Annotated in this window: 21 protein-coding genes; 14 read left to right on the forward strand and 7 right to left on the reverse strand. The window is 49.9% G+C overall.

Annotated features, from left to right (window positions below; genetic code table 11):
* Positions 1-69 precede the first annotated feature (69 nt).
* Complete coding sequence (locus O59_RS05540; RefSeq protein WP_007640411.1) at positions 70-540, reverse strand: Lrp/AsnC family transcriptional regulator; 471 nt, start codon at positions 538-540, stop codon at positions 70-72.
* Between the two features lie 288 nt (positions 541-828).
* On the opposite strand from O59_RS05540, the gene adk reads away from it, so the two are divergent.
* The 5 genes from adk to O59_RS05565 all read left to right on the forward strand — a co-directional run bounded on the left by adk (position 829) and on the right by O59_RS05565 (position 6,014).
* Complete coding sequence (adk, locus tag O59_RS05545) at positions 829-1,482, forward strand: adenylate kinase (RefSeq protein WP_040391583.1); 654 nt, start codon at positions 829-831, stop codon at positions 1,480-1,482.
* 98 nt (positions 1,483-1,580) lie between these two features.
* Entirely contained in the window at positions 1,581-2,288 is a 708-nt protein-coding gene (tsaB, locus tag O59_RS05550) for a tRNA (adenosine(37)-N6)-threonylcarbamoyltransferase complex dimerization subunit type 1 TsaB (protein WP_007640414.1), read from the forward strand.
* Positions 2,289-2,319: 31 nt separating this feature from the next.
* The gene (locus O59_RS05555; RefSeq protein WP_007640416.1) at positions 2,320-3,660 is read left to right on the forward strand and encodes a M18 family aminopeptidase; all 1,341 of its coding nucleotides are present in this window, start codon (positions 2,320-2,322) and stop codon (positions 3,658-3,660) included.
* Between the two features lie 164 nt (positions 3,661-3,824).
* A complete protein-coding gene (locus O59_RS05560; protein ID WP_007640417.1) occupies positions 3,825-4,853 on the forward strand; it encodes a cyclic nucleotide-binding domain-containing protein in 1,029 nt (342 codons plus the stop codon).
* Positions 4,854-5,006: 153 nt separating this feature from the next.
* Positions 5,007-6,014 carry a tryptophan--tRNA ligase gene (locus tag O59_RS05565; RefSeq protein WP_007640419.1) on the forward strand — a complete coding sequence of 336 codons (1,008 nt, stop codon included), beginning with the start codon at positions 5,007-5,009 and terminating at the stop codon, positions 6,012-6,014.
* A 117-nt stretch (positions 6,015-6,131) separates the two neighbouring features.
* Here O59_RS05565 and bioA read toward each other — a convergent pair whose 3' ends face one another.
* The 3 genes from bioA to O59_RS05580 all read right to left on the reverse strand — a co-directional run bounded on the left by bioA (position 6,132) and on the right by O59_RS05580 (position 10,079).
* Positions 6,132-7,436 carry an adenosylmethionine--8-amino-7-oxononanoate transaminase gene (gene bioA / locus O59_RS05570; RefSeq protein WP_007640420.1) on the reverse strand — a complete coding sequence of 435 codons (1,305 nt, stop codon included), beginning with the start codon at positions 7,434-7,436 and terminating at the stop codon, positions 6,132-6,134.
* A 105-nt stretch (positions 7,437-7,541) separates the two neighbouring features.
* Positions 7,542-9,113, reverse strand: a complete 1,572-nt coding sequence (locus tag O59_RS05575) for a PAS domain-containing methyl-accepting chemotaxis protein (protein ID WP_007640424.1) — start codon at positions 9,111-9,113, stop codon at positions 7,542-7,544.
* Positions 9,114-9,260: 147 nt separating this feature from the next.
* Complete coding sequence (locus tag O59_RS05580; RefSeq protein WP_007640425.1) at positions 9,261-10,079, reverse strand: flagellar brake protein; 819 nt, start codon at positions 10,077-10,079, stop codon at positions 9,261-9,263.
* Positions 10,080-10,358: 279 nt separating this feature from the next.
* On the opposite strand from O59_RS05580, the gene ttcA reads away from it, so the two are divergent.
* Positions 10,359-11,255 carry a tRNA 2-thiocytidine(32) synthetase TtcA gene (ttcA, locus tag O59_RS05585; protein WP_040391586.1) on the forward strand — a complete coding sequence of 299 codons (897 nt, stop codon included), beginning with the start codon at positions 10,359-10,361 and terminating at the stop codon, positions 11,253-11,255.
* Positions 11,256-11,279: 24 nt separating this feature from the next.
* On the opposite strand, the gene O59_RS21810 is transcribed toward ttcA, so the two are convergent.
* Positions 11,280-11,882 (reverse strand): hypothetical protein, encoded by a 603-nt coding sequence (locus O59_RS21810; RefSeq protein ID WP_198284765.1) that lies wholly within the window; start codon positions 11,880-11,882, stop codon positions 11,280-11,282.
* Positions 11,883-11,946: 64 nt separating this feature from the next.
* On the opposite strand from O59_RS21810, the gene ald reads away from it, so the two are divergent.
* Entirely contained in the window at positions 11,947-13,056 is a 1,110-nt protein-coding gene (gene ald, locus O59_RS05595) for an alanine dehydrogenase (protein ID WP_007640431.1), read from the forward strand.
* A gap of 196 nt (positions 13,057-13,252) precedes the next feature.
* A complete protein-coding gene (locus tag O59_RS05600) occupies positions 13,253-15,709 on the forward strand; it encodes a bifunctional diguanylate cyclase/phosphodiesterase (RefSeq protein WP_007640432.1) in 2,457 nt (818 codons plus the stop codon).
* Here the strand turns inward: O59_RS05600 and O59_RS05605 are convergent.
* Positions 15,692-16,402, reverse strand: coding sequence for a 16S rRNA (uracil(1498)-N(3))-methyltransferase (locus tag O59_RS05605; protein WP_007640433.1), 711 nt, complete (start codon positions 16,400-16,402; stop codon positions 15,692-15,694). The two genes, O59_RS05600 and O59_RS05605, sit on opposite strands and share 18 nt — an antisense overlap.
* Positions 16,403-16,535: 133 nt before the next feature.
* Between O59_RS05605 and O59_RS05610 the strand changes: the two genes are divergently transcribed.
* From O59_RS05610 to O59_RS05625, 4 genes are read left to right on the forward strand one after another with little or no spacing between them, the layout of a single operon-like run.
* Positions 16,536-17,294: a hypothetical protein gene (locus tag O59_RS05610; RefSeq protein ID WP_050976977.1), complete on the forward strand. Its 759-nt coding sequence runs from the start codon at positions 16,536-16,538 to the stop codon at positions 17,292-17,294.
* A complete protein-coding gene (locus O59_RS05615; RefSeq protein ID WP_007640436.1) occupies positions 17,291-18,865 on the forward strand; it encodes a DNA polymerase Y family protein in 1,575 nt (524 codons plus the stop codon). The genes O59_RS05610 and O59_RS05615 overlap by 4 nt, the downstream gene beginning before the upstream one ends.
* Positions 18,865-21,954: an error-prone DNA polymerase gene (locus tag O59_RS05620; protein ID WP_007640438.1), complete on the forward strand. Its 3,090-nt coding sequence runs from the start codon at positions 18,865-18,867 to the stop codon at positions 21,952-21,954. Before O59_RS05615 ends, O59_RS05620 begins: the two co-directional genes overlap by 1 nt.
* Before the next feature lie 13 nt (positions 21,955-21,967).
* Complete coding sequence (locus O59_RS05625; RefSeq protein ID WP_007640440.1) at positions 21,968-23,383, forward strand: exonuclease domain-containing protein; 1,416 nt, start codon at positions 21,968-21,970, stop codon at positions 23,381-23,383.
* Positions 23,384-23,415: 32 nt separating this feature from the next.
* Here O59_RS05625 and O59_RS05630 read toward each other — a convergent pair whose 3' ends face one another.
* Positions 23,416-24,033 carry a DNA-3-methyladenine glycosylase I gene (locus O59_RS05630; RefSeq protein ID WP_007640442.1) on the reverse strand — a complete coding sequence of 206 codons (618 nt, stop codon included), beginning with the start codon at positions 24,031-24,033 and terminating at the stop codon, positions 23,416-23,418.
* Positions 24,034-24,582: 549 nt separating this feature from the next.
* Here O59_RS05630 and O59_RS22180 point away from each other — a divergent pair.
* Entirely contained in the window at positions 24,583-24,705 is a 123-nt protein-coding gene (locus tag O59_RS22180) for a hypothetical protein (RefSeq protein ID WP_255321698.1), read from the forward strand.
* A 35-nt stretch (positions 24,706-24,740) separates the two neighbouring features.
* Entirely contained in the window at positions 24,741-25,820 is a 1,080-nt protein-coding gene (locus O59_RS05635) for a DUF4917 family protein (protein WP_007640443.1), read from the forward strand.
* Positions 25,821-25,828: the final 8 nt, after the last annotated feature.

Genomic DNA, 25,828 nt, shown 5'->3' on the forward strand with positions numbered 1-25,828 from the left:
AAAAAACTGTGTTTGTGCGCAGTTTTTTGCAGTGTGTTTTTTCCAATGCCAGCGTCAAAAGTTGCTGAATCAAATAGGCAACTGGGTGGTGAACTTCACTTGTTTCAGTGCAAAGGCAGAATTAATAGAGCCGATATTGGGCAAGTGGATCAAGGTCTCTTTCATCAGCCGCTCATAGTGCTCAACACTTTCTACTACCACACGCAACACATAATCTTTCTCGCCACTGGTCGAATAACACTCGACCACTTCCGGAATTACCTGCACCGCTTGTTCAAACGCCTCGAGCGAATTGCCATCGTGGTTTTTGATGGTGATATAAGCATGTACCGTCACGCCTAAATTCAAAAGTTTTGGGTCGAGCAAGGTCACTTTGCCGCGAATGACTCCCTCGGTTTCAAGGCGTTTCAACCGGCGCCAGCAGGGAGTATGGGACAGTCCAATCATGGCGCCTAAATCTGCCATAGAGTAGTCAGCATTTTCCTGGAGGGCGCGCAAAATTTTGCGGTCATATTCATCTAGGTCGATTGAGGGAGGCATAAGGCTATCCTGAAGGCAAGGGCAATAAGCCATCATTCTAGGATGAAAGTCCATAAATAACAATAAAATGAGGATGTTCTTAATCGTGCAATGTCGATCATGGTGGTGGATGGTTAACCCTCGTCAGTCACCTTTTTGTCTCTGTGCCACGTACACAGAGTGCATATTGTGATTGCCGTCATGGGCGTGTATCGTAACGCCTCTTTTGTCGGGCACTTTTGTGCCGCTATTCGTGCACAGCGCTAAATAGCTGTCGCGATAAAAAATAATGCTGAGGAGCAATCCGAGATGAGAGTGATATTGTTGGGCGCGCCTGGTGCGGGTAAAGGTACTCAAGCGCAACTGATTATGGAGAAGTTTGGTATTCCCCAGATCTCCACAGGCGATATGCTGCGCGCAGCAGTAAAAGCGGGTACGCCTCTTGGCTTGCAAGCGAAAGATATTATGGCATCGGGCGGTTTGGTACCGGATGACCTGATTATTGCTCTGGTAAAAGAGCGTATTACGTCCAGCGATTGTGCGAATGGTTTCTTATTTGACGGTTTCCCGCGCACTATTCCACAGGCTGAAGCCATGTTGGATGCTGGCGTAGACATTGACCACGTCATTGAAATTCATGTTCCGGACGAAGAAATTGTGGCCCGTTTGAGCGGTCGCCGCGTACACGAAGCCTCTGGTCGCGTTTATCACGTTATTCACAATGCTCCCAAAGTAGAAGGTCATGATGATTTGACTGGCGAGCCGCTAATCCAACGCCCTGATGATACCGAAGAAACGGTACGCAAGCGTTTGGGCGTTTATCACGATCAAACCGAACCTCTGGTGGGTTTTTATCAAGACCTGGCTGCTTCGGGTAATACCAAAGTGCCCAAGTACACGCGTATTAGCGGTATCGGCAGTGTTGATTCCATTCGTCAGCAGTTGTTGACCGTATTGGGTTAATCGCCGTTTAGCGATCATAATAGGCTCTGCGGAGCCTATTTTTTTGTCCTGCGTTTCTGTTTCCCGCGTGTTTTTTGTTTTTTCAGAGTTGTGTTTGTATGGCTTTAATTCTTGCCCTGGATTCTTCTACCGATGCTTGTTCCGTAGCGCTTTATGCGGATGGTGAGCTGAGTGCCAGTTTTGAGCTGGCAGCCAAAAGCCATACTCAGCGATTGCTGCCTATGGTGGATGAGTTATTAACCGGTCGCGGAATTGGTTTGGCAGACCTGGATGCCATCGCCTTTGGGCGCGGCCCCGGTTCGTTTACGGGGTTACGGATTTGCATGGGCATAGTGCAGGGCTTGGCATTTGGTGCGAATTTGCCCGTTATTCCCGTATCGACCTTGGAGGCCATGGCGCTTGGTCATTACCGCGCCAATCCCACGAGTAGTGCTCCGGTATTGGTAGCGCTTGATGCGCGGATGAATGAAGTTTACTGGTGTGCTTATGCACCGACCGCTGAAGGTGTGATTGCGCTAGTAGAAGAGGCGGTTATCAAGCCGGAATTACTCGCGGAAGACAGCAATTTGCCGGTATCACACCACGCGTTTATGGGTGTCGGCCCCGGCTGGCATTATCCCGCGATGCTGTCTTTGGCTCCGCAGTCACTGCAGTTGGATGCTCATCCACGTGCAGAGGAAATGGCGTTGATTGCAGCGCGTTTGTGGGCAGAGGGCAAGGCCATTAATGTGCTGGAGGCTGAGCCGGTTTATTTGCGCGACACAGTTTCCTGGCAAAAACGTCAACGTATCCGTGCTGTTGACTAGTTTCCCCCGATGAGTCGTTATTGGTGATTTTATGAGTTCTGCTGTCCATACCCAATCCGCGTTTAATGCTGGTCTGCTCGATTTTTTGCGTGCATCGCCAACGCCTTTTCACGCTACACGCGCACTGGCCGAGCGTTTGCTCGCCGCTGGATTTGAGTTATTAAATGAGGGCGACAGCTGGTTGCTGGAGCCGGGCAAGCGCTACCTGATCACACGTAACGATTCCTCGCTCATCGCTTTTGTATATGGTCGTTCCAGCCTATTGGATACCGGTATTCGTATGCTGGGCGCGCATACTGATAGCCCTTGCTTGAAAGTAAAACCGCGCGCTGAACTGAATCGTCGGGGTTACTTTCAGCTGGGCGTGGAAGTTTATGGTGGCGCATTATTGGCGCCTTGGTATGACCGCGATTTATCGCTTGCTGGGCGGGTAACCTATCGCGATGAGCAGCAGCAAATCGCCAGTGCATTGGTGGATTTCCAGCGTCCGGTAGCGGTAGTACCGAGTCTTGCCATTCATTTGGATCGCGACGCCAATAACAACCGCTCCATCAACGCGCAGAAAGATATAGTGCCATTACTCTTACAGTTGCCCGTGGAAGAGGGCAGTCCGCCGGATTTTCGCAGTTTGCTGCACGCTGAATTGCAAGCCAGCCAACCTGAGCTGGCGGTAAGCCAGGTATTGGATTACGAGATCAGCCTTTATGATACCCAGCCGCCAGCGTTGGTCGGTCTGGAGCAAGATTTTATCGCCAGCGCCCGTTTGGATAATTTACTCAGCTGTTATATCGGCTTACAGGCGTTATTGGAGGCGGATGATCAGGTATCAAGTCTGCTGATTTGCACAGATCACGAAGAGGTGGGCAGTGCCTCCTGTTGTGGTGCCAAGGGCCCCATGCTGGAGCAATTTTTGATGCGCTTGTTGCCCGAAACAGAAACGCGCATTCGGGTGATTGAGCGCTCCATGATGATCTCCGCCGACAACGCCCACGGTATCCATCCCAACTTCATGGAAAAACATGACGAAAACCACGGCCCACTGTTGAATCGCGGCCCGGTAATCAAGGTTAACGCCAATCAGCGCTATGCCACGACCAGTGAAACCAGTGCTTTTTTCCGTATGCTCTGTGAAGTAGCTGAGGTGCCTGTACAAAGTTTTGTGGCGCGTACCGATATGGGTTGCGGTAGTACGATTGGCCCGGTGGTGGCTTCTGAAGTCGGTGTTAAAACGATTGATGTGGGCTGCCCGACTTTTGCCATGCACTCCATTCGCGAGCTGGCAGGTGTGCAGGATGGTTGGAACCTGTACCGTGCCAGTGTTGAGTTTTTCCGTTACACCAAGGCGCCTATGGCATTGGCCAGCGCACTTTAACGCGCAGCTGCTCGCAACCTTGCTGTGATCCAGTACAAAGACTAGGGACAAGTCTGCGCCAAGCCAACCGCCTATGCTTATAATCGCGCCGCTTGTCCCGATGAAATATGCTCCATCCCATCGGGTTTATCTTTTTCATTGCCAGTGTTTAGTGGAGTTTCCCAATGGCGATTAGCCTTGATGTATTAGCGTCTTTTGCGCCTTTTAACACCCTCAACCATGAATACCTGATTCAAGTTGCGGAAAAGGCTGCACTGCGTGATGTTCCGAAAGGCACCATTATTTTCAAGCGTGGCCGCCCCTTTCCCGAAAAGGTTTATTTAGTGGGCGGCACTGTTGATTTGATTGATTCTGCATTTCAGGTCAATACCATCAACCCCGCCAGTGAATCACGCCGCTCGCCGCTCAATATCACCCAACCTACCCAAGTCTCTGCGGTAGCAAAATCCGATGTAACACTCTTGGCCGTGGACAGTGATTTTCTGGATCTGGTACTCGCCTGGAGTGAATCCAGCGATGAAGAGGCGGATCTCTCCGGTGTCAGCTTGCACGATGACAATGATTGGATGTCATCACTATTGCAGTCACCCTTATTTAGCCGTTTACCACCTGCCAATATTCGCCAGTTATTCATTCGTTTTACTGCACAAAAAGTGCAAGCCGATGAAGTGGTTATTAAACAGGGTGAGCGCGGTGATTATTTTTATGTGCTGGAGTCAGGCAGTGCGACAGTGATAGACCCCGCCGGAAAAATTCTCGCGGCACTGCGCCCAGGCAACTATTTTGGTGAAGAAGCCTTGGTGGGCGACACTACCCGCAACGCCACCGTAAAAATGCTCACCCCTGGCAAGGTGATGCGCCTAAACAAAGAAGATTTCCGCGAGCTACTGCAAGAGCCGGTATTGCGTTACCTGAGCGCAGAAGAGTTGCGCAGCCGACCTGCCGATGCCGCACCTTACCAAATCATTGATGTACGGTTACCGCTAGAGCGACGCATGCAGGCGGTACCGGGTAGTCAAAATATCCCGCTCAATCAATTGCGTAATCATTTAAAGAATCTCGATTTCAATACGGTTTATCTGGTGACAGATGATTCCGGTCGCCGCTGCGATGTAGCCACACATTTGCTCAATCAGGCTGGTTTTGATTGCTACATTCTGCGTGATGCAGAATCCTGCTACGCCGGTCTTTAATTTCCCCATTTGTTTCTCTGCAGCTGCCGCGCGCCATAACAATCCGGTGCGCTGGCTGGCAGTTTCGCTAGCCTGTATGATGGCGCCCTGAACTTACCCCACGAATTAACTATTTCCGCTAATCACTATTTTCATAAATTAAGATAGGGCAGCATGAGCAAGCAACGTGTTTTAACCGGCATTACCACTACGGGCACTCCCCACCTTGGCAATTATGTTGGCGCTATTCGCCCGGCGATTCAGGCCAGTCAACGCGCGGATGTGCAATCATTTTATTTTCTGGCCGATTTTCATGCGTTGATTAAATGCCAGGAGCCGGATTTGGTTCATCAGTCCACCCGCGAAATTGCTGCCACCTGGTTGGCTTTGGGATTGGACGTGAATAATGCGATTTTTTATCGCCAATCCGATGTGCCAGAAATTCCAGAGCTCTGCTGGGTATTGACCTGCATGGCAGCCAAAGGGTTGATGAATCGCGCGCATGCCTACAAAGCATCGGTCGATGTGAATGTTGCTAACGGTGATGACCCGGATTTTGGCATCACTATGGGGTTGTATTCCTATCCCATTTTGATGGCCGCCGATATTTTGATGTTTAACGCTAACAAGGTGCCGGTAGGGCGCGACCAGATCCAGCACATTGAAATGGCACGCGATATAGCCGGGCGATTCAACCATCACTACGGCGAACATTTTGTGTTGCCAGAAGCCTTGGTTGAGGAAAGCTCTGCAATATTGCAGGGGCTGGATGGGCGCAAAATGAGCAAGAGTTATGGCAATACCATCCCGCTTTTTTTGCCGGAAAAACAATTAAAAAAATCCATTAATAAAATCCTGACTAACCTGCTTGAACCCGGTCAAGCAAAAGACCCGGATACTTCACCGGTATTTCAAATTTGGCAGGCGTTCGCCACGCCCGCGCAAACTGCGGATATGCGCCAACAATTTGCTGATGGCATAGGTTGGGGTGAAGCTAAACGGCAACTGTTTGAATTGGTGAATGGCCAGTTGGCCGAAGCGCGCGATAAATACGAAGCCTTACTGGCTAACCCCGCACATATTGAAGAAGTGTTGCAGCAGGGCGCTGAAAAAGCCCGCGCCTATAGCAAGCCCTTGTTAGAAAAAGTGCGCGAGGCCGTGGGTATTCGCAAAATAAAATAGTCTTATTGGCTGATATAAAATTCAGTTATGCAAACAAAAACGCCCGCAAAGATATTTGCGGGCGTTTTTGTTGGTGCTGTGAACTCTGGCTTTTTAATAGGTATTTAGCCCAGTAACTTATTCTGCGAGTGTTGCTACCACTTTTAAAACGGCTGACGTAAGGCGGCTCAGTTGCTCGGGAGTAATAATAAACGGCGGCATCAAATAAATAATATTGCCGAATGGGCGCACCCACACACCTTGCTCCACAAATAGCGGAACCAGCTTTGAGCTACTCACCGCTTCAGTTAATTCCACCACCCCGATTGCGCCCAGTGTGCGCACCTCTTTTACGTAGGAGAAATCCTTGCAGGGAGCAAGTTCAGCCTGCATTTGTTGGCCAATCGCGTTTACGCGCTCCTGCCAATTTGAATTAAGCAATAATTCTATACTGGCGTTGGCCACGGCACAGGCGAGTGGGTTACCCATGTAAGTGGGGCCGTGCATAAATGCGGGATTATCGCCGCTGGCAATGCCGTTGCTGACCTTATCGTTACAGAGGGTGGCGGCAAGGGTGATGTAGCCACCGCTCAGTGCTTTGCCCAAACACATAATATCGGGGCTGATGCCCGCGTGTTCAGAGGCAAATAATTTACCCGTGCGACCAAAGCCGGTAGCGATCTCATCCACAATTAATAAAATTTCATGTTTGTCGCACAGTTCGCGCACCCGTCGTAAATATTCCGGCGAATAAAAACGCATGCCACCGGCGCCTTGCACAATGGGTTCCACAATCACGGCGGCAATTTTTTGGCGATGTTGTTGAATCAATTGTGCAAATTTGGCGATGTGCGTTTCCTGAAACGGCTCATTAAAACCGCAGGTGGGTGCTTCGGCAAACAAGTGATGGGCGAGCGTGTGGTGAAACAAATGATGCATACCCGAATGTGGGTCGCATACGGCCATAGCCCCAAAAGTGTCGCCGTGATAACCGCGTTTGAGCGTCAGAAAGGTGGTGCGCTGCGCTTGGCCCTGCGAGTGCCAATATTGCAGTGCCATTTTCAATGCAATTTCAACCGCGACCGAACCTGAGTCGGAAAAAAATACTTTGTTTAAACCGGCAGGCGTGATGCGGGCCAGAGTCGCGGCCAGTTTTACGGCTGGCTCATGGGTAATGCCCGCAAACATCACATGCGCTATTTTGCCCAGCTGATCAATAACGGCTTGGTTCAGAACGGGGTGATTATAACCGTGCACGGCAGCCCACCAGGAGGACATGCCATCAATTAACACCCGGCCATCAGCCAAATGGAGTTCTACACCTTGCGCGTGACTGACAGGGGTAATTAAACCGGGGTTGGTGAAATCGGTATAGGGGTGCCAGACGTGATCGCGGTCTAGTCGCAGTAAATCCTGAGGGGCAATTTGTTGGTTGTATATCATGAGGGAGTCCAAAAGCGGCGCACTGGTGCGCTAAAAAACGTGACTCCACTTTAACGAAAAACAGGCTAAAAATCTGAATCTATTTCGCCAAAGTGGAGTGCAGCATTAATTAAATCGGACAATCAAATCCAGCTGTTTGTGTGACAGTTTATCCATCTCACTATTGAGTCCATCGGCGATGCTCACTTCCTGTTGGGTCTGGTCTGAAATGTGCGCAATCGTTTGGGTATTGCGTTCGATCTCCAGTGCCATGGAAGATTGTTCCTCGGCAGCAGTCGCAATTTGATGCGACATTTGGTCGATGGTGTTCACCGAATGTGAAATAGAATCCAGCGCCGCGCGCACGTTGTTCATTTCAAGCACACTGCGATCCGCCAGATTCAAACAGTTTTTCATATTCACGCTGGCATCTTCAGTCGCTTTGCCAAGGTTGCCGATAATCTGCTGAATATCGCCGGTGGATTCCTGGGTGCGCTGTGCCAGCGACCGCACTTCATCGGCCACTACCGCAAAACCGCGCCCCTGTTCACCGGCACGGGCCGCTTCAATGGCCGCATTCAGGGCGAGCAGGTTGGTCTGTTCGGCGATGCCGCGAATCACATCCACTACGCTGGCAATTTTGCTGCTGTCCTCACTTAGTTTGTTTAAGACATTGCCGAGATTGCCCACTGTTTTTGATAAATCATCAATCGCCAGGCGCGCACCCTCAATCACCTTATTGCCTTTTTCCACTTCACCAATGGCGGTGCCTGTGGCGATAGAAGTTTGGTTGGCGCCGCTCGCCACTTCCTGTACCGCTTGCGCCATCTGCTGCATGGCGGTGGCAACACCTGCCGTTTCACGTTGTTGCGCGGTCATGCCTTCATAGGTTTTGCTGGCGTGATGGTGCGCTGCTCCCGCTTTGTGTTGAAGCTCTTTCGCGGATTCCGCAAAGCGGCCAAGAGCCGTGCGCAGGCGCGATTTAATGGCGTGCTGTGCCAATTCAATTTCACCCATGGCATCGCAGCGGCCGGTGTAAATATAGGCGGCAAAAGGGTCGTTAATGGTAGCGCGCGCCTCTTGCAGTGCCTGGGCAATGCGCCCCTGTTGCATCACTTGCGCGGTTCCACCCACAACAGCGGCCACAATCAAGCTGACAATAGCGTTGGTGGTTGATAAGGAGCCCAGCAGGCCGCTGGTGATGAGTAACAGAATCCAGCTGACAAGAGTGATTGCCACGCTGTTGCCATAAAGACTCCAGTATTTTTCAGCAGCAGAGTAGGGGGCCTTGCCTTGATTGATACGTGCATAAACGGCTTCAGCGCGTTTGATCAAGTGGGGTTCGGCTTTGGCCCGCACCGACTCGTAACCATAAATTTGGCCATTTTGGCGCAGCGGGGTGATGTAGGCATCCACCCAATAGTGGTCGCCATTTTTACAGCGATTTTTCACTATGCCCATCCAGGGTTTGCCGGCTTTTAGCGTTTCCCAGAGCATGGCAAACGCGGCGGGTGGCATTTGTGGATGACGCAAAATATTATGGGGCTGATTGATAAGTTCGTCGTGGCTGTAGCCAGAAATACGACAGAAGGTGTCGTTACAAAATTCGATATCGCCGCGCAGGTTGGACGAGGAAACTATTTCATCCTTATTGGAAAGGTGTACTTCTCTGCCGGTGGTGTGGCCATTGTTGCGCATGTGTAGATCCTGAGTTACGCCGATGAAAATCCCGAAATGTGATTTAATTCAAATAAATACAATCGGTCATTCAAGCCTAGTTCAAAAATAACGAATCTCTAGTGCGAATATGTTTCGCATTCGTTGCTGTAGTTTTAAATGTTGTTATCAGGCGGCGTAGGCGCGTCCGTTGGCTCTACTGGTTTGCGGGCGATGCTGTTGTAGGGCGCCGAGTTCCAGGCTGGTATTGAATTGTTGCTCGCGCAGAAATCGCCCCAGCGCCGTGCGCTTGTCCTCCTCCAGGTCGATAAACTCAATGCTGATCTGGGTGTGGCGATAAGGGCTGCGGCCCATACGGAAAGCGCAAATCCGGGCACGGCAGCGAATTTGTAACTCTTCACTCAGGTTGACTTCACACAGCGGCATCACCGCCCCATGGCGCAGGTAAGGCAAGAGGTTGCCCGCTACCATCAGGCGCATACCACCCACGGAAATGTCTTGCAGGGTGCCAAAGCTGGGTTCCTGGCCGATTGGGCGAATTTTTACCGACAAAGGTGATTGATGGCCAATGGTGTAGCGCGGAAAGCGGCGGCGCGGTTGATAGTAGGCAAAATTGGGTAATTCGATAGCGATACCCGAGGTGCCATAGCTGGAGCCTAGCGCCACAATCGGCGCGCGAATCACCAGTTCTTCCGTGTTGCGATGGTGGCGAATACACAGCTCGTCGCCCGCATCCAATATCAGTTGTTGCGGAAACAGGTCATCCAGCCAGAGCAGGCCGCGCTCCAGGTCGATGGCCATAATCATGCTTTGGTAGCTGCGGCTAGTGCCGGTAATTTTTACTTCCAGCAACTGCCGTTGTTTTTTGAGTTCCCACAATGCTTGATATTCGTCCGGCACTGGCGTGCTGGTTGCGGCTTCACTCTGAACACTGTCGGCAGCGCCTTTGAGTTGACCTTTTTTAAATAATTTATCGAGAAACGACATTCGAAACCCCTCGCGGCAACAAGTCACCCCTGGTTTTGACAGCCGAGGGTGTTTATCTGCCTAGAGCAAGCGCTGTGCCACTCGCTTGGAGGCCAGTCGTGGCGCGGGGTGCTTTTATGGTTGACGACAAAATAATCAATTGATACCGGCAAAGCTTTGCCTCCGGGCGGTCATTGATTTCAACTTGCGGGTAAAATCCGTACAATGCGCGCCGCTGCCCGGCGCGAGCCGAGCCCTGTCTTAACGCCCTGTTTTTAATGCCCCATGAGTGCTGAGTCCATGAAAGAGTTACACGAACGCAAAGATCGTCTGGAATTTAACAAGCTGCAAAAGCGCCTGCGCCGTTTGACCGGCTCGGCCATTGTTGACTACAGCATGATTGAAGACGGCGATAAGGTGATGGTGTGCCTCTCCGGCGGTAAGGACTCTTACACCATGCTCGATATCTTATTGAGCCTGCAAAAAACCGCGCCCATTTCGTTTGAAATAGTGGCGGTGAATATGGACCAAAAGCAGCCCGGTTTCCCCGAGCATATCCTGCCGCAGTATTTGGCAGAGCTGGGTGTGCCTTATCACATCATCGAGCGCGACACCTACAGCATCGTAAAAGAAGTCGTGCCCGAAGGTAAAACCACCTGCGGTCTTTGCTCCCGTTTGCGCCGCGGTACGCTGTATGGTTTTGCCGATGAAATCGGTGCGACCAAAATCGCTTTGGGCCATCATCGCGACGATATTATCGAAACCCTGTTTTTGAATATGTTCTTTGGCGGCAAGTTAAAAGCCATGCCACCCAAGCTGCTTTCGGACGATAAGCGCAACATCGTCATTCGCCCCTTGGCCTATTGTTCGGAAGAGGATATTGCGCATTTTGCGGAGTTGAAGGGCTTCCCGATTATTCCCTGCAACCTCTGCGGGTCGCAGGAAAACCTGCAGCGTCAGGTGGTTAAAGACATGCTGGTGCAGTGGGAGCGTCAATTCCCCGGCCGCACCGAAACCATTTTTACCGCCATCCGCAATGTACAGCCCTCGCAGCTGGCTGATTTGAACCTGTTTGATTTCATCAATCTGGAAACCAACAAGCACACTGCCGAGGAAGATGACGACAGCTGCGCCATTAGCGCTCCTGGTCGCATAGAAGATGCAGTGCAATACGTGGATGTGTTGGATATTCGCTAGGTCAGCAGAATAAGGTCGTCTGGATTAGGCGACCTGACGGTGTAAATAAGGTGTGATCAACTTGTTATAGGACTGGATAAACCCGTCGGTATTTCTTACGGCACCGGTGCCATTATCAAAATGCGCAGCCCAAAGTTGGGCGAGGGTCGGCAGGTCGGGGAAGTTATTGCAGTCGATATGGGCGCGGCGGTAGATCATCCATGCTATGCCAGTGCTGTAACTCAGGTTGGTAACCAATTCGCGTTCGGGGTCGAGTAAAAACTGCTGCTGGCTTGCTAAACCGCGCTGGCGCGAGGCGAGGTCGGGAAACTGGATGAGATAGCGGTCCCACAACTCGCGGTGTTTATTTCTGGTTATTCGATAGAGCCCCAGCCCTTGATATTGCTCGCTGTAACAGTGCAGCCCCAGTTGTGATTCCTGAGCTGCCGTAGCCAGCAGTAACTGCTCGGCGAAGGGGGAATAATCGCCCAAGGCTTCCAGGCAGGGTTTGATAATCCATTGCTGTAAATCACTGGCACATATGCCCATAACTACCTCGTTACGCCCTATTTTGTCATCACTACGCGCGGCAAAACTGCGCTGATCACAACTTGGCGTCAAAAAACTACTACATTCTAATTGAAGCATAAGTCGAGCCACTTTGCCTGCTGCGCCCTTAGCTATACTCCCATTTATAAATACGGAGGTAGTTATGCAAATAGGTATACCCAAAGAGATTAAATCTGGCGAAAACCGTGTTGCGCTCACCCCCGCCGGAGTTGCTGAATTGGTACGCCGTGGTCATCGGCTAGTAGTCATGACAGGGGCAGGTGCCGCTGCCGGATTTAGTGATGAGCAGTATCGCGCGGCAGGTGCACTGATTGTGGGCACTCTCGCCGAGGTTTATGCCACAGCCACTCTTGTCGTCAAAGTCAAAGAACCGCAGCCAGAAGAGTACGCACTGCTGCGACCTGCCCATATCCTATTCACTTATTTACATTTGGCGGCGAGTCGGCCGCTGACCGAGGCTTTGCTCGCCTCGGGTGCCACCTGCCTCGCCTACGAAACATTGAGTGATCAACAGGGGCGTTTGCCGCTGCTTGCCCCTATGTCTGAAATCGCCGGACGGGTTGCAGTGCAAGCGGGCGCGCATCATTTACAAATGGCGCAGGGCGGCAAGGGGGTTTTACTCGGCGGTATTCCCGGCGTAGCGCCTGCCAATGTGTTGATTCTGGGAGGCGGGGTAGTCGGTGCAAATGCTGCCGCTATGGCGGTTGGGTTAGGCGCGCAGGTGCGTATTATGGACAAATCCATCGCCCGCTTGCGCCAGCTGGATGACTTATGGCGCGGCCGGGTAGTGTGTGAGTATGCAACCCAGGAGCGTATCGATGAGTGTGCGCTCAGTGCAGATCTGGTGATTGGCAGTGTATTGAATACCGGCGCCAGTGCACCGCGCTTGCTTACCCGCATGCAGATTGCGCGAATGGAAAAGGGCAGTGTGTTGGTGGATGTTGCTATCGATCAGGGCGGCTGTTTTGAAACCTCCCGCGCTACCACCCATCAACAGCCAACCTATGTAGAAGAGGGGGTGATTCACTACTGCGTCGCCAATATTCCCAGCGCGGTGGGGCGCACCGCAACTCTGGGTTTAACCAATGCAACGCTCAGCTACATTCTGCGTTTGGCCGATGCGGGCGTGGCGGCGTTAAAAGGCGATGTCGGTTTTACCGCAGCGCTCAACACCTATCGCGGCGAGTTGACCCAGCCAGCGGTGGCAACGAGTTTTTCCATGTTATGGCGCGACCCACAAACCATTCTCTAACGCTGGAAATATGGCGATTAGCTTATGAAAAATAAATTTATTGATTCAGGCGCCAGTGATTAGTTTGTTCTATACTCTCGCGAAGACAAGGATACATCCGGGGTGATGTCGGCGATTACGCCACGAGGTTGCGCTCCCGGATATAACGTAAAAGCCCTCCAGATAAAACAATTCAAATCCCGGAAGTCCAAGGTCAATGAGAGACAAAGCGCCTTCATTTTTTAATGGCATTTCTTTTCAGCTTGCCAAAATCGGTATTATTTTGGCGTTTGTGCTGAGTTTTTTACTGAGTTCCGTGCAGCTGTATCTGGATTTCCTGAATCAGGAAAAAGAACTTAAATCCCTTATTGACCGTGTTATTCAAGTTGCCACGCCACCGGCCGTACGCTCGGTGTCCACTTTGGATGACGAACTTTCCTACGAAGTGGTTAACGGCTTACTGCGTTACGGTTTCATTTACGAAGTAGTTATTTACGACGATACCGGCAACGTACTCGCCCAGGGCAGCAGCACCCGCCCGGAAGTCCCCACTCGCTGGCTCACCAGTAAAATTACCGAAAATACCCGCGAATACACCGCCAACCTGTTGCTGCCCGGTTATAGCGATGGCACTTCCGGCAGTATCCGTTTTTCAGTGGATATGGATCTGGCGCTGGAAGGTTTTTACAACCGCTCCAAAACGGCACTCATGACCGGCTTGCTGCGCAACATGTTTTTGGTACTGTTATTGTTTGTGGTTTTTTATTACACCCTCACCAAACCGCTGGTACGTTTATCCCGCGAGATTAACAACATCAACCCCGATCACCCCGGCGTAAATCGTCTCACACAATTGCCGCCGCAGCGCAAAGACGAACTCTCGCAACTTATTGCCAGTTCTAATCAATTGCTCGACGTAGTGGAATTGTCGCTCGCCAAACGCCGTGCGGTGGAATTGGCGCTGCGCAAAAGTGAAGAGCATTTGCGCCAAATTATCGATCACCTCCCGGTAATGATTGGCGCGCGCAATATTGCTGGCTATTACTTGTTTGCCAACAAAGCCCTCGCCACTGAACTGGGTTATACCCCTGAACAAATGCGCAATTTGCACGTGCGCCAGTTACTTAAAAATTCGGTATTCGATATAGATACCATGCTGCAAAACGATTACCGCGTGATTCGCGGCAACGAAGAATTGGATGTAATTGAAGAACGTTTTGTCACCGCCACGGGTAAACAATTATTTTTACAAACCCACATTATGCCGCTCGCGTTTTACGATGAAAAAGTTGCGCTCATCGTGTCGGTCGACATTACCGAGCGCAAAAACGCCCAAGCCAAAATGGAATTTATGGCGCACCACGATGCGCTCACCGGTCTGCCGAATCGTTTGCAATTGGTGGAGCGTTTGGAACACGAACTGCGCCGTGCCGAACGTCACGGTTATTATGGTGCGGTATTGTTTATCGACCTGGATCAATTCAAAACTATCAACGATTCTCTCGGTCATCCGGTGGGTGACCGCGTGCTTGAAGTAGTTGCCGAGCGTTTGCAGCAATCGGTGCGCGAGGAAGATTTAGTCGCGCGGTTGAGTGGCGATGAATTTGTTGTCGTGCTCACGGTGCTGGATCAGGACATAGAAACCGCTGCACTGCGCGCCGGTGAAATCAGTGAAAAAATTCGCGCCATCATTTCCCAGCCTTACCTCCACGACAATATGGAATTGCGCGTGACCTGCTCCGTGGGGGTGGTGGTGTATCCGGATAAAAATAATTCGGTGCACGAATTGCTGCGTTACGCCGATACTGCTATGTATCAGGTAAAAGAAAAAGGTCGCGACTCCATCGAATTTTTCAACGAGGAAATGGCTGATAAAGTCAGCCGCCAACTCACCATGGAAGGCGATTTACATCGCGCACTGGATGAAGCGCAATTCAAACTCTATTACCAGCCCAAAATTGATATTCAAACCGGTCATGTGGTTGGCGCTGAAGCACTGCTGCGTTGGAATCACCCGATTAAGGGCATGGTATCGCCAGTGGATTTTATTCCCGTACTGGAAACCTCCGGCATGATTATCGATGTTGGTCAGTGGGTATTGGAAGATGCGTGCAAAACCCTCGTCGCCTGGAAAGAATCCGGCCTGTGGCAAACCGGGATGAAACTCAGCATTAACATCAGCCCGCGCCAGTTCCGGCGCGATGCGTTTGTGGATGACGTGTTGGCAGCACTCGATAAATATGCCATTCCGGAAAATTCGCTGGATATGGAAATTACCGAAGGTATTGTTATCCAGCGGGTGGACGATGCGATTGTCACCATGACCACACTCAGTAATCGCGGCATTAGTTTCTCGCTCGACGATTTTGGCACCGGCTACTCGTCCATCAGTTATCTCAAACGTTTACCGGTGAGTACATTAAAAATTGATCAGGGTTTTGTGCGCGATATTATCGAAGACCGCAACGACCGCGTCTTGGTAGAAACCATTATTACCATGGGCCGTTTGTTGGATATGGAATTGGTGGCCGAAGGTGTGGAAGAGCAAGAGCAGTTGGAAATTTTAAAATCGTTTGGCTGTAATTATTATCAAGGTTATTTGTCCAGCCAAGCGGTGCCTATTGATCAGTTTGAAGTAATTCTCGCGCGCGCCAAATCAGAACAGTCGACCTAATAAATACGGCACGGCTGTTTCCACGCGCATAATGCGTTCACCCAAATGCACTGCTTCAAATCCGCATTTTTCCAGCAGTGCGATTTCATATTCAATAAAACCACCTTCCGGGCCAACTGCGAGCGTGAGTGCGTAATCAATTTGGCTGGGGCAGGTGGTTGCGGTGTAAGGGTGTGCTACCAGCGCGCGGCTACCAGCAATTAACCCGGGCAATTCATCCTCCACAAAAGGTTTAAAACGCTTGTGCAAATGCACCTCGGGCAAGCGCGTATCGCACCCCTGTTCCAAACCCAGCAATAATTGCTCGTGAATACTCGCCGCTTCCAAAAACGGTGTTTGCCAATAACTTTTTTCCACGCGGTAAGAATTAATCAGGTGTAATTTTTTTACTCCCAAGGTGGAAATGGTTTGCAAAATACGCCGCAACATTTTCGGGCGCGGCAATGCCAATACCAGTGTTAAATCCAGCGCAGGTGGCGGCGTTTGTGGCAAATCCAACTCCAGCCTAATTCCCCCATCCTCCAGCGCTATAACCTTGCCGGTACCCATATTCCCGCCCAACAACCCCACCTTGAGCGCATCACCCGCTACTGCACCATGGATATTTTTAATATGCGTCACCCGGCGCGCATCGCTAATAAATGCACTGTGGCTGGAGGTTAAATCATCGGGGGAGAGCAAAATTAAATTCATGGTTTTTGGTAGTCGGCTGAGGGAGAAGCGTTAAAACGCCGCGCGATTGTAACAAAAAAGTTCTAACGCGGCTTGTTGACTATCCAGTGGTTCGCTGGACTATACTGTATGTAAATACAGTATAGTGATCGGCATGAATGAAACTCCCCTTGAAACTCCCAGCACTGCTTCTCTTGAGCAATTATTGCTCCGGGATGATATGTGGATGGGGCACTCCCAGCGCTTCACCACGCGTGCGGCGGTGGAGACGGGGTATGAGCAGCTGAATGCGAGTTTGTTGAATCGCGGCTGGCCCTTGGGCAGTTTGGTGGAGGTGTGCCAGCAGGGCATGCAGGGGGAGTGGCAATTATTCACTCCGGCACTGCTTGCACTGCCGGGCTTGGTGGTTTTAGTGAACCCGCCAGCAGCACCCTTTAGTCAGGCATTTATTCAGGCGGGGATCGATCTTGAGCGCCTGGTTGTGGTGGCCGCAGCGGGTAAAAAACATTTTATATCCTGTTTTATTGAGCTCTGCCGGGCCAGTGTCGGGGCAGTGCTTGCTTGGCAACCTCAGGAGACAATGAGCTATACGGAGCTGCGTAAATGCCAGTTAGCCGCAGCGGAAGGTACGGGGTTGTCGGTGGTGTTCCGGCCCGTGGCGATGCAACAACAAAGTTCACCAGCGACTTTACGGCTGTACGCGCGCTTGGCATCAAGCGGTTTGGAAATCACGGTATTTAAACAAAAGGGACACCTGCAAACACAGCAGGCCAAACCCATAGTGTTGCCGCTGCCTGCGCAGTGGAAAGCCGCCACACCTCACGCTGCACTCATGCAGAAAACCGCAGGTGCTCAAACGGATTCCAAACCCCAGCCGCTTGCCAGTATTATTCCTTTGCGAGGTAAAACGTGAATGAATCCAACTCACGGTTGTGGCTGGCCATCCGCTTTTTTGATCTTCCCTTAACCGCGCTTTCTTTTACAGAGCAGTTTTTTACAGATCTGTCTTTAACCTCGCGGCCTTTAACTACATCTAACCTCGATGGTGCTACCGACAAGCCGCAAGTCGTTATCCAAAAAAAGCGCGTTATTTTTGCCAACAGTCTGGCGCAGCAAGCGGGGGTGCAACCGGGTATGGATATCACCACCGCGCAGCTGCTAAGTAGTTGTGAAGTATTACCGCGCGATGAAACAAAAGAGCAATCGGTGCTGCATGCGCTGTCGGAGCAGTGTTATCAATTTAGCCCTTACATTGAGCGCTACAGCAGTGAGGCTCTGGCGCAATCCGGATTGCTGCTGGAAATTTCTACCTGCCTGAAGTTATTCGGCGGCATCCACGCGCTGTGTGAAAAAATAATTACCCAGCTGGCCCAAACACCTTACGGGTTTAATTATGGGCTGGCCCATTCCGCACCCGCGGCTTGGTATCTCTCTTTTGCGGATTACGCTATTAGCGGCGCTGAAAGCAAAGCACTGTTTATCGCGCGATTAAATAAATTATCTATTGCGCTCTTGTGTGATTACCCCCGCGCGGTAGAGGCTCTGCGTAAAACTGGATTTAACACTTTGGGCGATATTGCCACCCAGATTAATGCCAAGTCGATCAGCAGTTTTAAAAAGCGTTTGGGGCCGGAATTCACTGATTTATTGTGCGAGATTTACGCCATTGATCAGAATTTTCAGCAGGCTGCGCTGTTTGAAGCACCGCGCAATAATTATCGCCCGGTAGAGTGGTTTGCGGCGGAAATACAATTTGAATATCCCGTCACGCTGGTTGCGCAATTAGAACCGGCCATTGAAAACCTGTTGCAGCAACTCAGCACTTATCTGCGCAAACGCCAGCAGCAATGTCAGTCCATTGAATGGCGTATTGCCGATATTTATCACCATCAGGAATTAATTCAGGTGCATAGCGATGAGCCGCAAAGCCATTGGCAATTGTTGTATGACTTGTCACTAATCCAGTTCAATAATAAAGCGTTGCCATTTGAAGTGGATACCCTCAAGTTGGTGTGTGAGCAGGCGATGCCGCTCCAGCAGCGCAGTCAGGTATTGGATTTTGAACAGCGTCGCCGCAAAAGTACCCTGCAGGATTTCACCGTCACTATTGCAAAATTAAAAGCGCGTTTGGGGGATGGTGCTGTGTACAAACTGGGCTATCGCGATAGCCGTGTACCAGAAATTACCAATGCAATTCTTGCGCTCGCGGAAAAATGCAATCAGCAACTGCCAGACGTGCATTTAAAAAGTTTGCGCCCCACATGGTTGTTAACAACGCCGGAATTAATAGAGCAGCGGCACGAGCGACTCTATTGGCATGGTTACTTGGTACCACTGGTTGGCCCTGAACGGGTGATTGGCGATTGGTGGCAAAAACCGGTGGCCAGAGATTATTTTTTGGCGCAGCGTCAGGACCATTTACCGGTATGGATTTTTTTTGATCTGTATAACAAGCAGTGGTACGTGCATGGAGTATTTGCCTGATGCGCTACGCCCAACTTCACACCACTACCAATTTCACTTTTCTCACCGGCGCCTCGCACCCCGCTGAGTTTGTGCAGCGCGCTGATGAATTAGGTTATGACGCGCTGGCGATTACCGATGAGTGTTCATTGGCCGGTGTCGTAAAAGCATTTGTTGCGGCAGAGGAGCTGGGGGTTAAATTAATCATTGGCAGCCGTTTTCGTTTATCCAACGGCATGGATTTAATTGCTATTGCGCCTTCGCGAATTGCCTACGCCGAACTTTCCGGTTTTATCACTCTGGCGCGGCGGCGTGCCGACAAAGGCACTTATGAAGCGCACTTTGACGATTTACGTTTTCGTTTGCGTCATTGCCTGATTATTTGGGTCGCAAAACTCAGCGACACCATTGTGGATGCAGTGGCAACTGAATTAACGAATGCGTTTAAAGACCGCTTATGGATTGGCATTAATCATCGGCTACAGGGGGGAGAGCAGCAGGATTTTTCGCGCTGGCATTTACTTGGTCGTGAAAAAAATATTCCACTGGTCGCCTGCGGTGAAGCCTTAATGCACAGTGCCGAGCGAAAACCCCTGCAGGATATTGTGACCGCTATTCGTCACAAAACACCCATTCAGGAAATGGGCACCAGACTGGAATTAAATGGTGAGGCTTACCTTAAATCCCTGCATCAGTTAGCGCGCCTCTATCCGCCGGAATTACTTGCTGAAACCGCGGTGATTGCCGACCTGTGCCACTTTTCCATGAGTGAATTGCGCTACCAATATCCGCGTGAGTTGGTGCCCGGTAATCTAACGCCTATTGCGCACCTGCGTTGTTTGGTTGATGCCGGTAAACAGCAGCGCTGGCCACAAGGTGTGCCTGCTGAGGTTGAAAGTTTGTTGGAAAAAGAACTCGCGTTAATTGAAGAGTTGGAATACGAATATTATTTTTTAACTGTGCACGACATTGCGCGCTTTGCGCGCGAGCAGGGAATTTTGTGCCAGGGGCGTGGTTCTGCTGCCAACTCGGTGGTGTGTTATTGCCTGTTTATCACTGAAATTGCACCGGGTTTAATTGGTGTTCTGTTTGAGCGGTTTATTTCCCGTGAGCGCGACGAGCCGCCGGATATTGATGTCGATTTTGAACACCAGCGTCGCGAAGAAGTGATTCAATATATTTATCAAAAATATGGGCGTGAGCGTGCGGCTATCGCGGCGGTGGTTATTACTTATCGGGGCAAAAGTGCGGTGCGCGATGTGGGTAAAGCCCTGGGCATGGACGAATCACTGCTCGATCATCTATCAAAAAATATGGCTTGGTGGGAGCGTGGGGCAGATCTGCCAACAACGCTTAGCGGGATCGGCGTAAAAATGGGCGGCGAGCTGCTCACACATTTTTTTAACCTGTTGCAATTAATACAGGGTTTTCCCCGTCACCTGAGCCAACACACCGGCGGCTTTGTTATTTCTGAAACCAGAATCAGTGACCTTGTGCCTTTGGAAAATGCGAGCATGGCCGAGCGCACTATTATTCAATGGGATAAAGAAGACCTTGAATCCATGCGTTTATTAAAAGTGGATGTACTGGCATTGGGCATGTTGTCGGCACTGCGGCGCGCGCTCGAATTAATCCACAGCTATGACTCGCGCATTCGTTCACTGCAAGATATTCCCCGGGAAGACAAAGACACCTATGCCATGTTGTGTCGCGGTGACAGTGTGGGGGTATTCCAAATTGAATCGCGCGCGCAAATGGCCATGCTGCCGCGCCTGCAACCGCGATGTTTTTACGATCTGGTGATTGAAATTGCCATTGTCCGGCCGGGGCCAATTCAAGGCGATATGGTGCACCCTTATCTTCGTCGTCGCGCCGGGTTGGAGCCAATCAGTTTTCCCAGCGATGCGATTAAAGATGTGCTCATGCCCACGCTGGGTGTGCCTATTTTTCAAGAACAGGTGATGAAGCTCAGTATGGTTGCCGCCGGGTTTACCGGTGGTGAGGCAGATGAATTGCGCCGCGCGATTACCAACTGGGGAAAAAATTCAAAACTGTTGTTATTTGAAGATAAATTCAAAAATGGGCTGCTTGCCAACGGTTACACCCAGGAGTTTGCCAATAATTTATTTGAACAAGTAAAAGGCTTTGGCGGCTATGGTTTTCCCGAGAGCCACTCCGCCAGTTTTGCGATTCTGTGTTATGTGTCCAGCTGGATTAAACGGCATCACCCCGCTGCGTTTTATTGCGCCTTGCTCAATAGTCAGCCAATGGGTTTCTACAGTCCATCACAATTAATTCAAGACGCGCGCCGCCACGGTGTGCAGGTTCTGCCGGTGGATATCAATCACAGCGATTATGAAAACACTCTCGTGCTGAGTGAAACCGGCGTGCGCGGAATTCGTCTGGGTTTTTTATTTGTGAATAAACTCAATACTCGCGATGCACAGCAAATTCCTATCGCGCGCGGAAATTCGCCTTTTACATCGCTAAAAGATCTTGCTCGGCGCACCTCGCTCAGCGATTCCGCCTTGGAAAGCCTGGCCTCCGCCGATGTATTGCGCACGCTAGCCGGTGATCGTTTTCACGCGCGCTGGCAAGCGTCGGCGTTAATGCCGCACTCGCCACTACTGGACGAGAGTGATCCAGCGGGTGATGAGTTGCTGATGCCGGGCCCCAGCCTTGAACAAAATGTGCTGGATGACTATGCCTCGGTCGGGCTGACCTTACGCACGCACCCCATGGCGATTTTGCGACAGGAATTTCCGTTTAATAAATGCAAACGGTTTGCGGATTTGGTGAGTTTACGCCACAAGGGTTTTGTGCGGATTGCGGGAATAGTGACCGGGCGGCAGCGGCCGGGCACGGCGAGTGGGGTTCTGTTTATGTCTCTGGAGGACGAAACCGGCACCAGTAATGTAGTGATCTGGAATTCAACCCAGCAGCGATTTCGCAGCGAAATACTCACCGGTAAATTGCTCATTGTAAAAGGCACGGTTGAAATTCTCACCGAGGGCGTGAATGTTCCTATTGTTCATGTGATCGCCGGGCACATTCAAAACGTAACTGATCGCCTACACAACCTCGCGTCAAGCTCGCGCGATTTTCATTAGTTTGTAAAAATATATGCTGAAATATTTTCCCATACCCTGTGCGATAGTGGATATAGAAACCACCGGTGGCAATGTGACCTATGATCGCATTATTGAAATCGGCATAGTGGAGGTCACGGAGCAGGGCGTTACGCACTGGTCTACATTAATTAACCCACGCACGACCATTCCCGAGGGTATTCAGCGGCTAACCGGAATCACTAACGAAATGGCTGCCGCCGCGCCGTACTTTGAGCAAGTCGCCAAAGAAATAATACTGCGCCTGCAAGGTAAGTTATTTGTCGCTCACAACGTGCGTTTTGATTATGGTTTTATTCGCAATGAATTTGCCCGCCTTGCGTATCCCTACAAATCCAAACTCTTATGTACAGTCAGGCTGTCCCGCTTTTTGTATGCGGATTGCGAAGGCCACAGCCTGGAAAAACTTATCATTCGCCACAATATTCGTGTAAGCCACCGCCACCGCGCGCTGGACGACGCCATCGCGGCCTATAAATTTATGGAGATTGCAGAACAGGAAAAAGGCGAGGCGAATATCAAGGCCGCTATTCAACATCAGTACCGCAAAGAGAGTATGCCCGCCGGGTTTGATGCAAGCATTATGGATGGCCTGCCTAACTCACCCGGCATTTATTATTTTTGGGGTGAGAATCAAGAGCTGCTCTATATCGGTAAAAGCATCAGTATTCGCAAACGTGTGCTCTCGCATTTTACTGCCGACCATAAATCCGCCAAAGAGATGAAAATTTGTCAGCAAACGCGCAACGTCACGTTTGAAAAAACCGCGGGCGAATTATCTGCGCTGATTTTGGAGTCCAAAAAAGTAAAAGCACTGCAGCCGCTGTACAACCGCAAACTTCGCCGGGTAAGTAGCTTTCACACCATTCAACTGGAGGAGGGTAGCGGTGGCATACTCACGCCACAAATAGTTCCTGTGTCCCACATGCCAACCAACGGCAAGAAAATCTACGGTCTTTTCCCTTCCAAAATAAAAGCCAAACAAACCCTTCAAACCCTCTGCGACGAACATCATCTTTGCTATCAAGTCTGCGGTATAGAAAATATCAGCAATAGGGCTTGTACCAGTCATCAACTCAAAAAATGCCAAGGTTATTGCGCAGGCAAACAACACGCCTTGCAACACAACGTCAAATTACTGGAAGGCTTGGCACTCCTGGCGTTAAAAACCTGGCCCTATAAAGGCACCGTCGCATTGGTAGAAAAAAACCAAAGCGACGGCATGGAGCAGCATCTACTAATAAACAATTGGTGCATTCTGGGGGTTGCAGAAACCGCCGCAGACTACGAAGCGATACTCGCCGACAATCCCTCGCTGGAAATCGATAAAGATATTTACCGTTATCTAGTAACCGCCATCTTCAAGAAACGGCAATCGCTGACATTGGTGCCCTTGCTCTCAGGAACATAAGAGCGTTTGGATTGTGGGTTGCAGCGTGGTGATTACTTCTTGTTCCACTCTGCCAAAAATGTCTTCCGTTCGCGATCTGCTTTTTTGCGGGCAATGCAATCGTCCACATGGTCATTGATCAACCCCATGGCCTGCATAAAGGCATACACAGTAGTGGGGCCGACAAATTTCCAGCCGCGTTTTTTTAAGGTTTTGGATAGCTCTACCGATTCCGGTGAAGTGGACTGCGATTGTGGTTTTACCTGCGCATTCGCAGGCAACGCATAACGCCACACAAAATTTGCTAGCGATCCCTCGGTGGCAACTAACTCTTGCGCGCAGCGGGCGTTATTAATGACCGCCTCAATTTTCCCCCGGTGCCGCACTATGCCTTCATCTTGCAACAGGCGCTCAACATCGGTTTGGGTAAAGCGGGCGATTTTATTGAAATCAAAATTCACAAATGCTTTACGAAAATTCTCCCGCTTCGCAAGAATGGTTCGCCAGCTCAAGCCGGACTGAAACCCTTCCAAACTGATTTTCTCAAACAGCCTGAAATCATCGGCAACGGGAAAGCTCCATTCGCTATCGTGGTACGCGAGGAATTCAGGCGCCGCACTGCACCAACGGCAACGCAATTTTCCATCCTCAAATAACATGGCATCGCTCATTACTTATCTCCTTTCAGTCATACCCGCGAACGCGGGTATCCATAATATTCGTAACGTGGATTTATTGTGGAGGCTAGTAATTCCTGTGCTCGCGGGCGAAATAAGCAGCGCAGCACTTCGTTATAGATTTTGTATTGTCATATTCCCGACATTCTTGTGTGGTGCTTTGGTTTTCTTGTTTGTATCGTCAATATGGTGGCAGGTTCATGGTTTGCAGAGTGCAAAAGCCAATAACCTGTTGATTATAAAAATAATTATTCCCCAATCAGTCGCCGTTTCCGCCTACTTACATCTAATGCGGTAATAAATGTAATGTGATGTTATTCACAAAACACTTTGCATCGCTTATGCTCCAGAAAAACCAATGGGACGACTTGCCAGCAAGGCTCACCCACGGGAACTATTTCATCGGATGATGTAGTTACTCTCTCCGCTGTTTTAATTTCCTCGCTTGTGTCTTTCTGCATTCAAATATTGCAGAGTTAGTGCTTTGTAATTTTTTACTGAAGTAGATTTAAATCGTGAAGAAAATCGAGGAAGGGCAGAAAGGTGCCCAAAGCGGAAGTTGTAATCTCAGATAAGAAAGTAACAAAAAATTGCAATTCTTTAAAAAAAGCTCGTCGTTTTAAAAAACGAAAAAAAGGTGTTAAAGCAACAGCTGTTGACGGGTAAGCGTAGGATGCAAGTTAATTGAATGGGGTTATGAAATGACTAAAATTCTTACCTTTTTAGAGGCACTTGATGACTCCGATCAATATTCAAAACGACACCTATTACTGGGGAACGGCTTTAGCATTTCATGCCAGCCTGATATATTTCACTATGGATCACTTTACGAACAAGCGGATTTTTCAAATATCCCTGGTGCCGAGAAAATTTTTCAAAAATTGGGGACACAAGATTTTGAGGTGGTCATTCAGTCACTGGAAAATGCAGCAACCTTGATTCCAGTTTATATGAAAGGCTCAACTGAGATAGCAGAGCTTATGTGTAGCCATGCCACAACCCTCAAAGATATTCTGGTTGGCACCATCGCCAAGAATCACCCAGACAGACCTCAGGATATTGACGCAACTCGCACTTGGGCATGTAAGGAGTTTTTATACAACTTTATCGGAGCGGACAATAATAAAAACGGGTATGTATTTACTCTCAACTATGATCTATTACTGTACTGGACTCTGATGAATAATGAAAACCCATTCGATAATGATGATTTAAATCTAAAGAAAAACGATAGTTTTGGAAATGACGAAAACAATCCATCGGCAGACTACGTTGTTTGGCAAGGTGAAACAGCAGCGCATTCAGCTAATATATTTTTCCTACATGGAGCATTGCATCTATTTGATGCAGGGTCGGAATTACAAAAATACACTTGGGTTAGGAGTGGTGATCGCTTAGTTGATCAAGCCAGAAATGCAATAAGCCAGAATAAATTCCCACTTTTTGTTGCGGAGGGAACTAGCCAGCAAAAGAAATCGAAAATTAGGCATAATGCATATTTATATCAAGGCTTTAAAGTCTTAACCTCTAATGCGGAAACTAAAAATCATTGTTTTTTTATATTTGGTCATTCTTTGGCAGAAAATGATGATCATATTTTGATTCGAATGGCTCGCGGAAAGTTCCAAAAGCTGTATATAAGCTTGTACGGAGACCCTGCGAGCGAGACCAATAAAAAAATAATCAGTCGCGCGCAGTGGATGCAAGCACAACGTCACGCAAAGCACCCATTAGAAATATCATTTTTTGATTCCGCCTCTGCTAATGTATGGGGAGACTAATAATACAT

Source organism: Cellvibrio sp. BR, assembly GCF_000263355.1.
Classification (GTDB): Bacteria; Pseudomonadota; Gammaproteobacteria; order Pseudomonadales; family Cellvibrionaceae; genus Cellvibrio.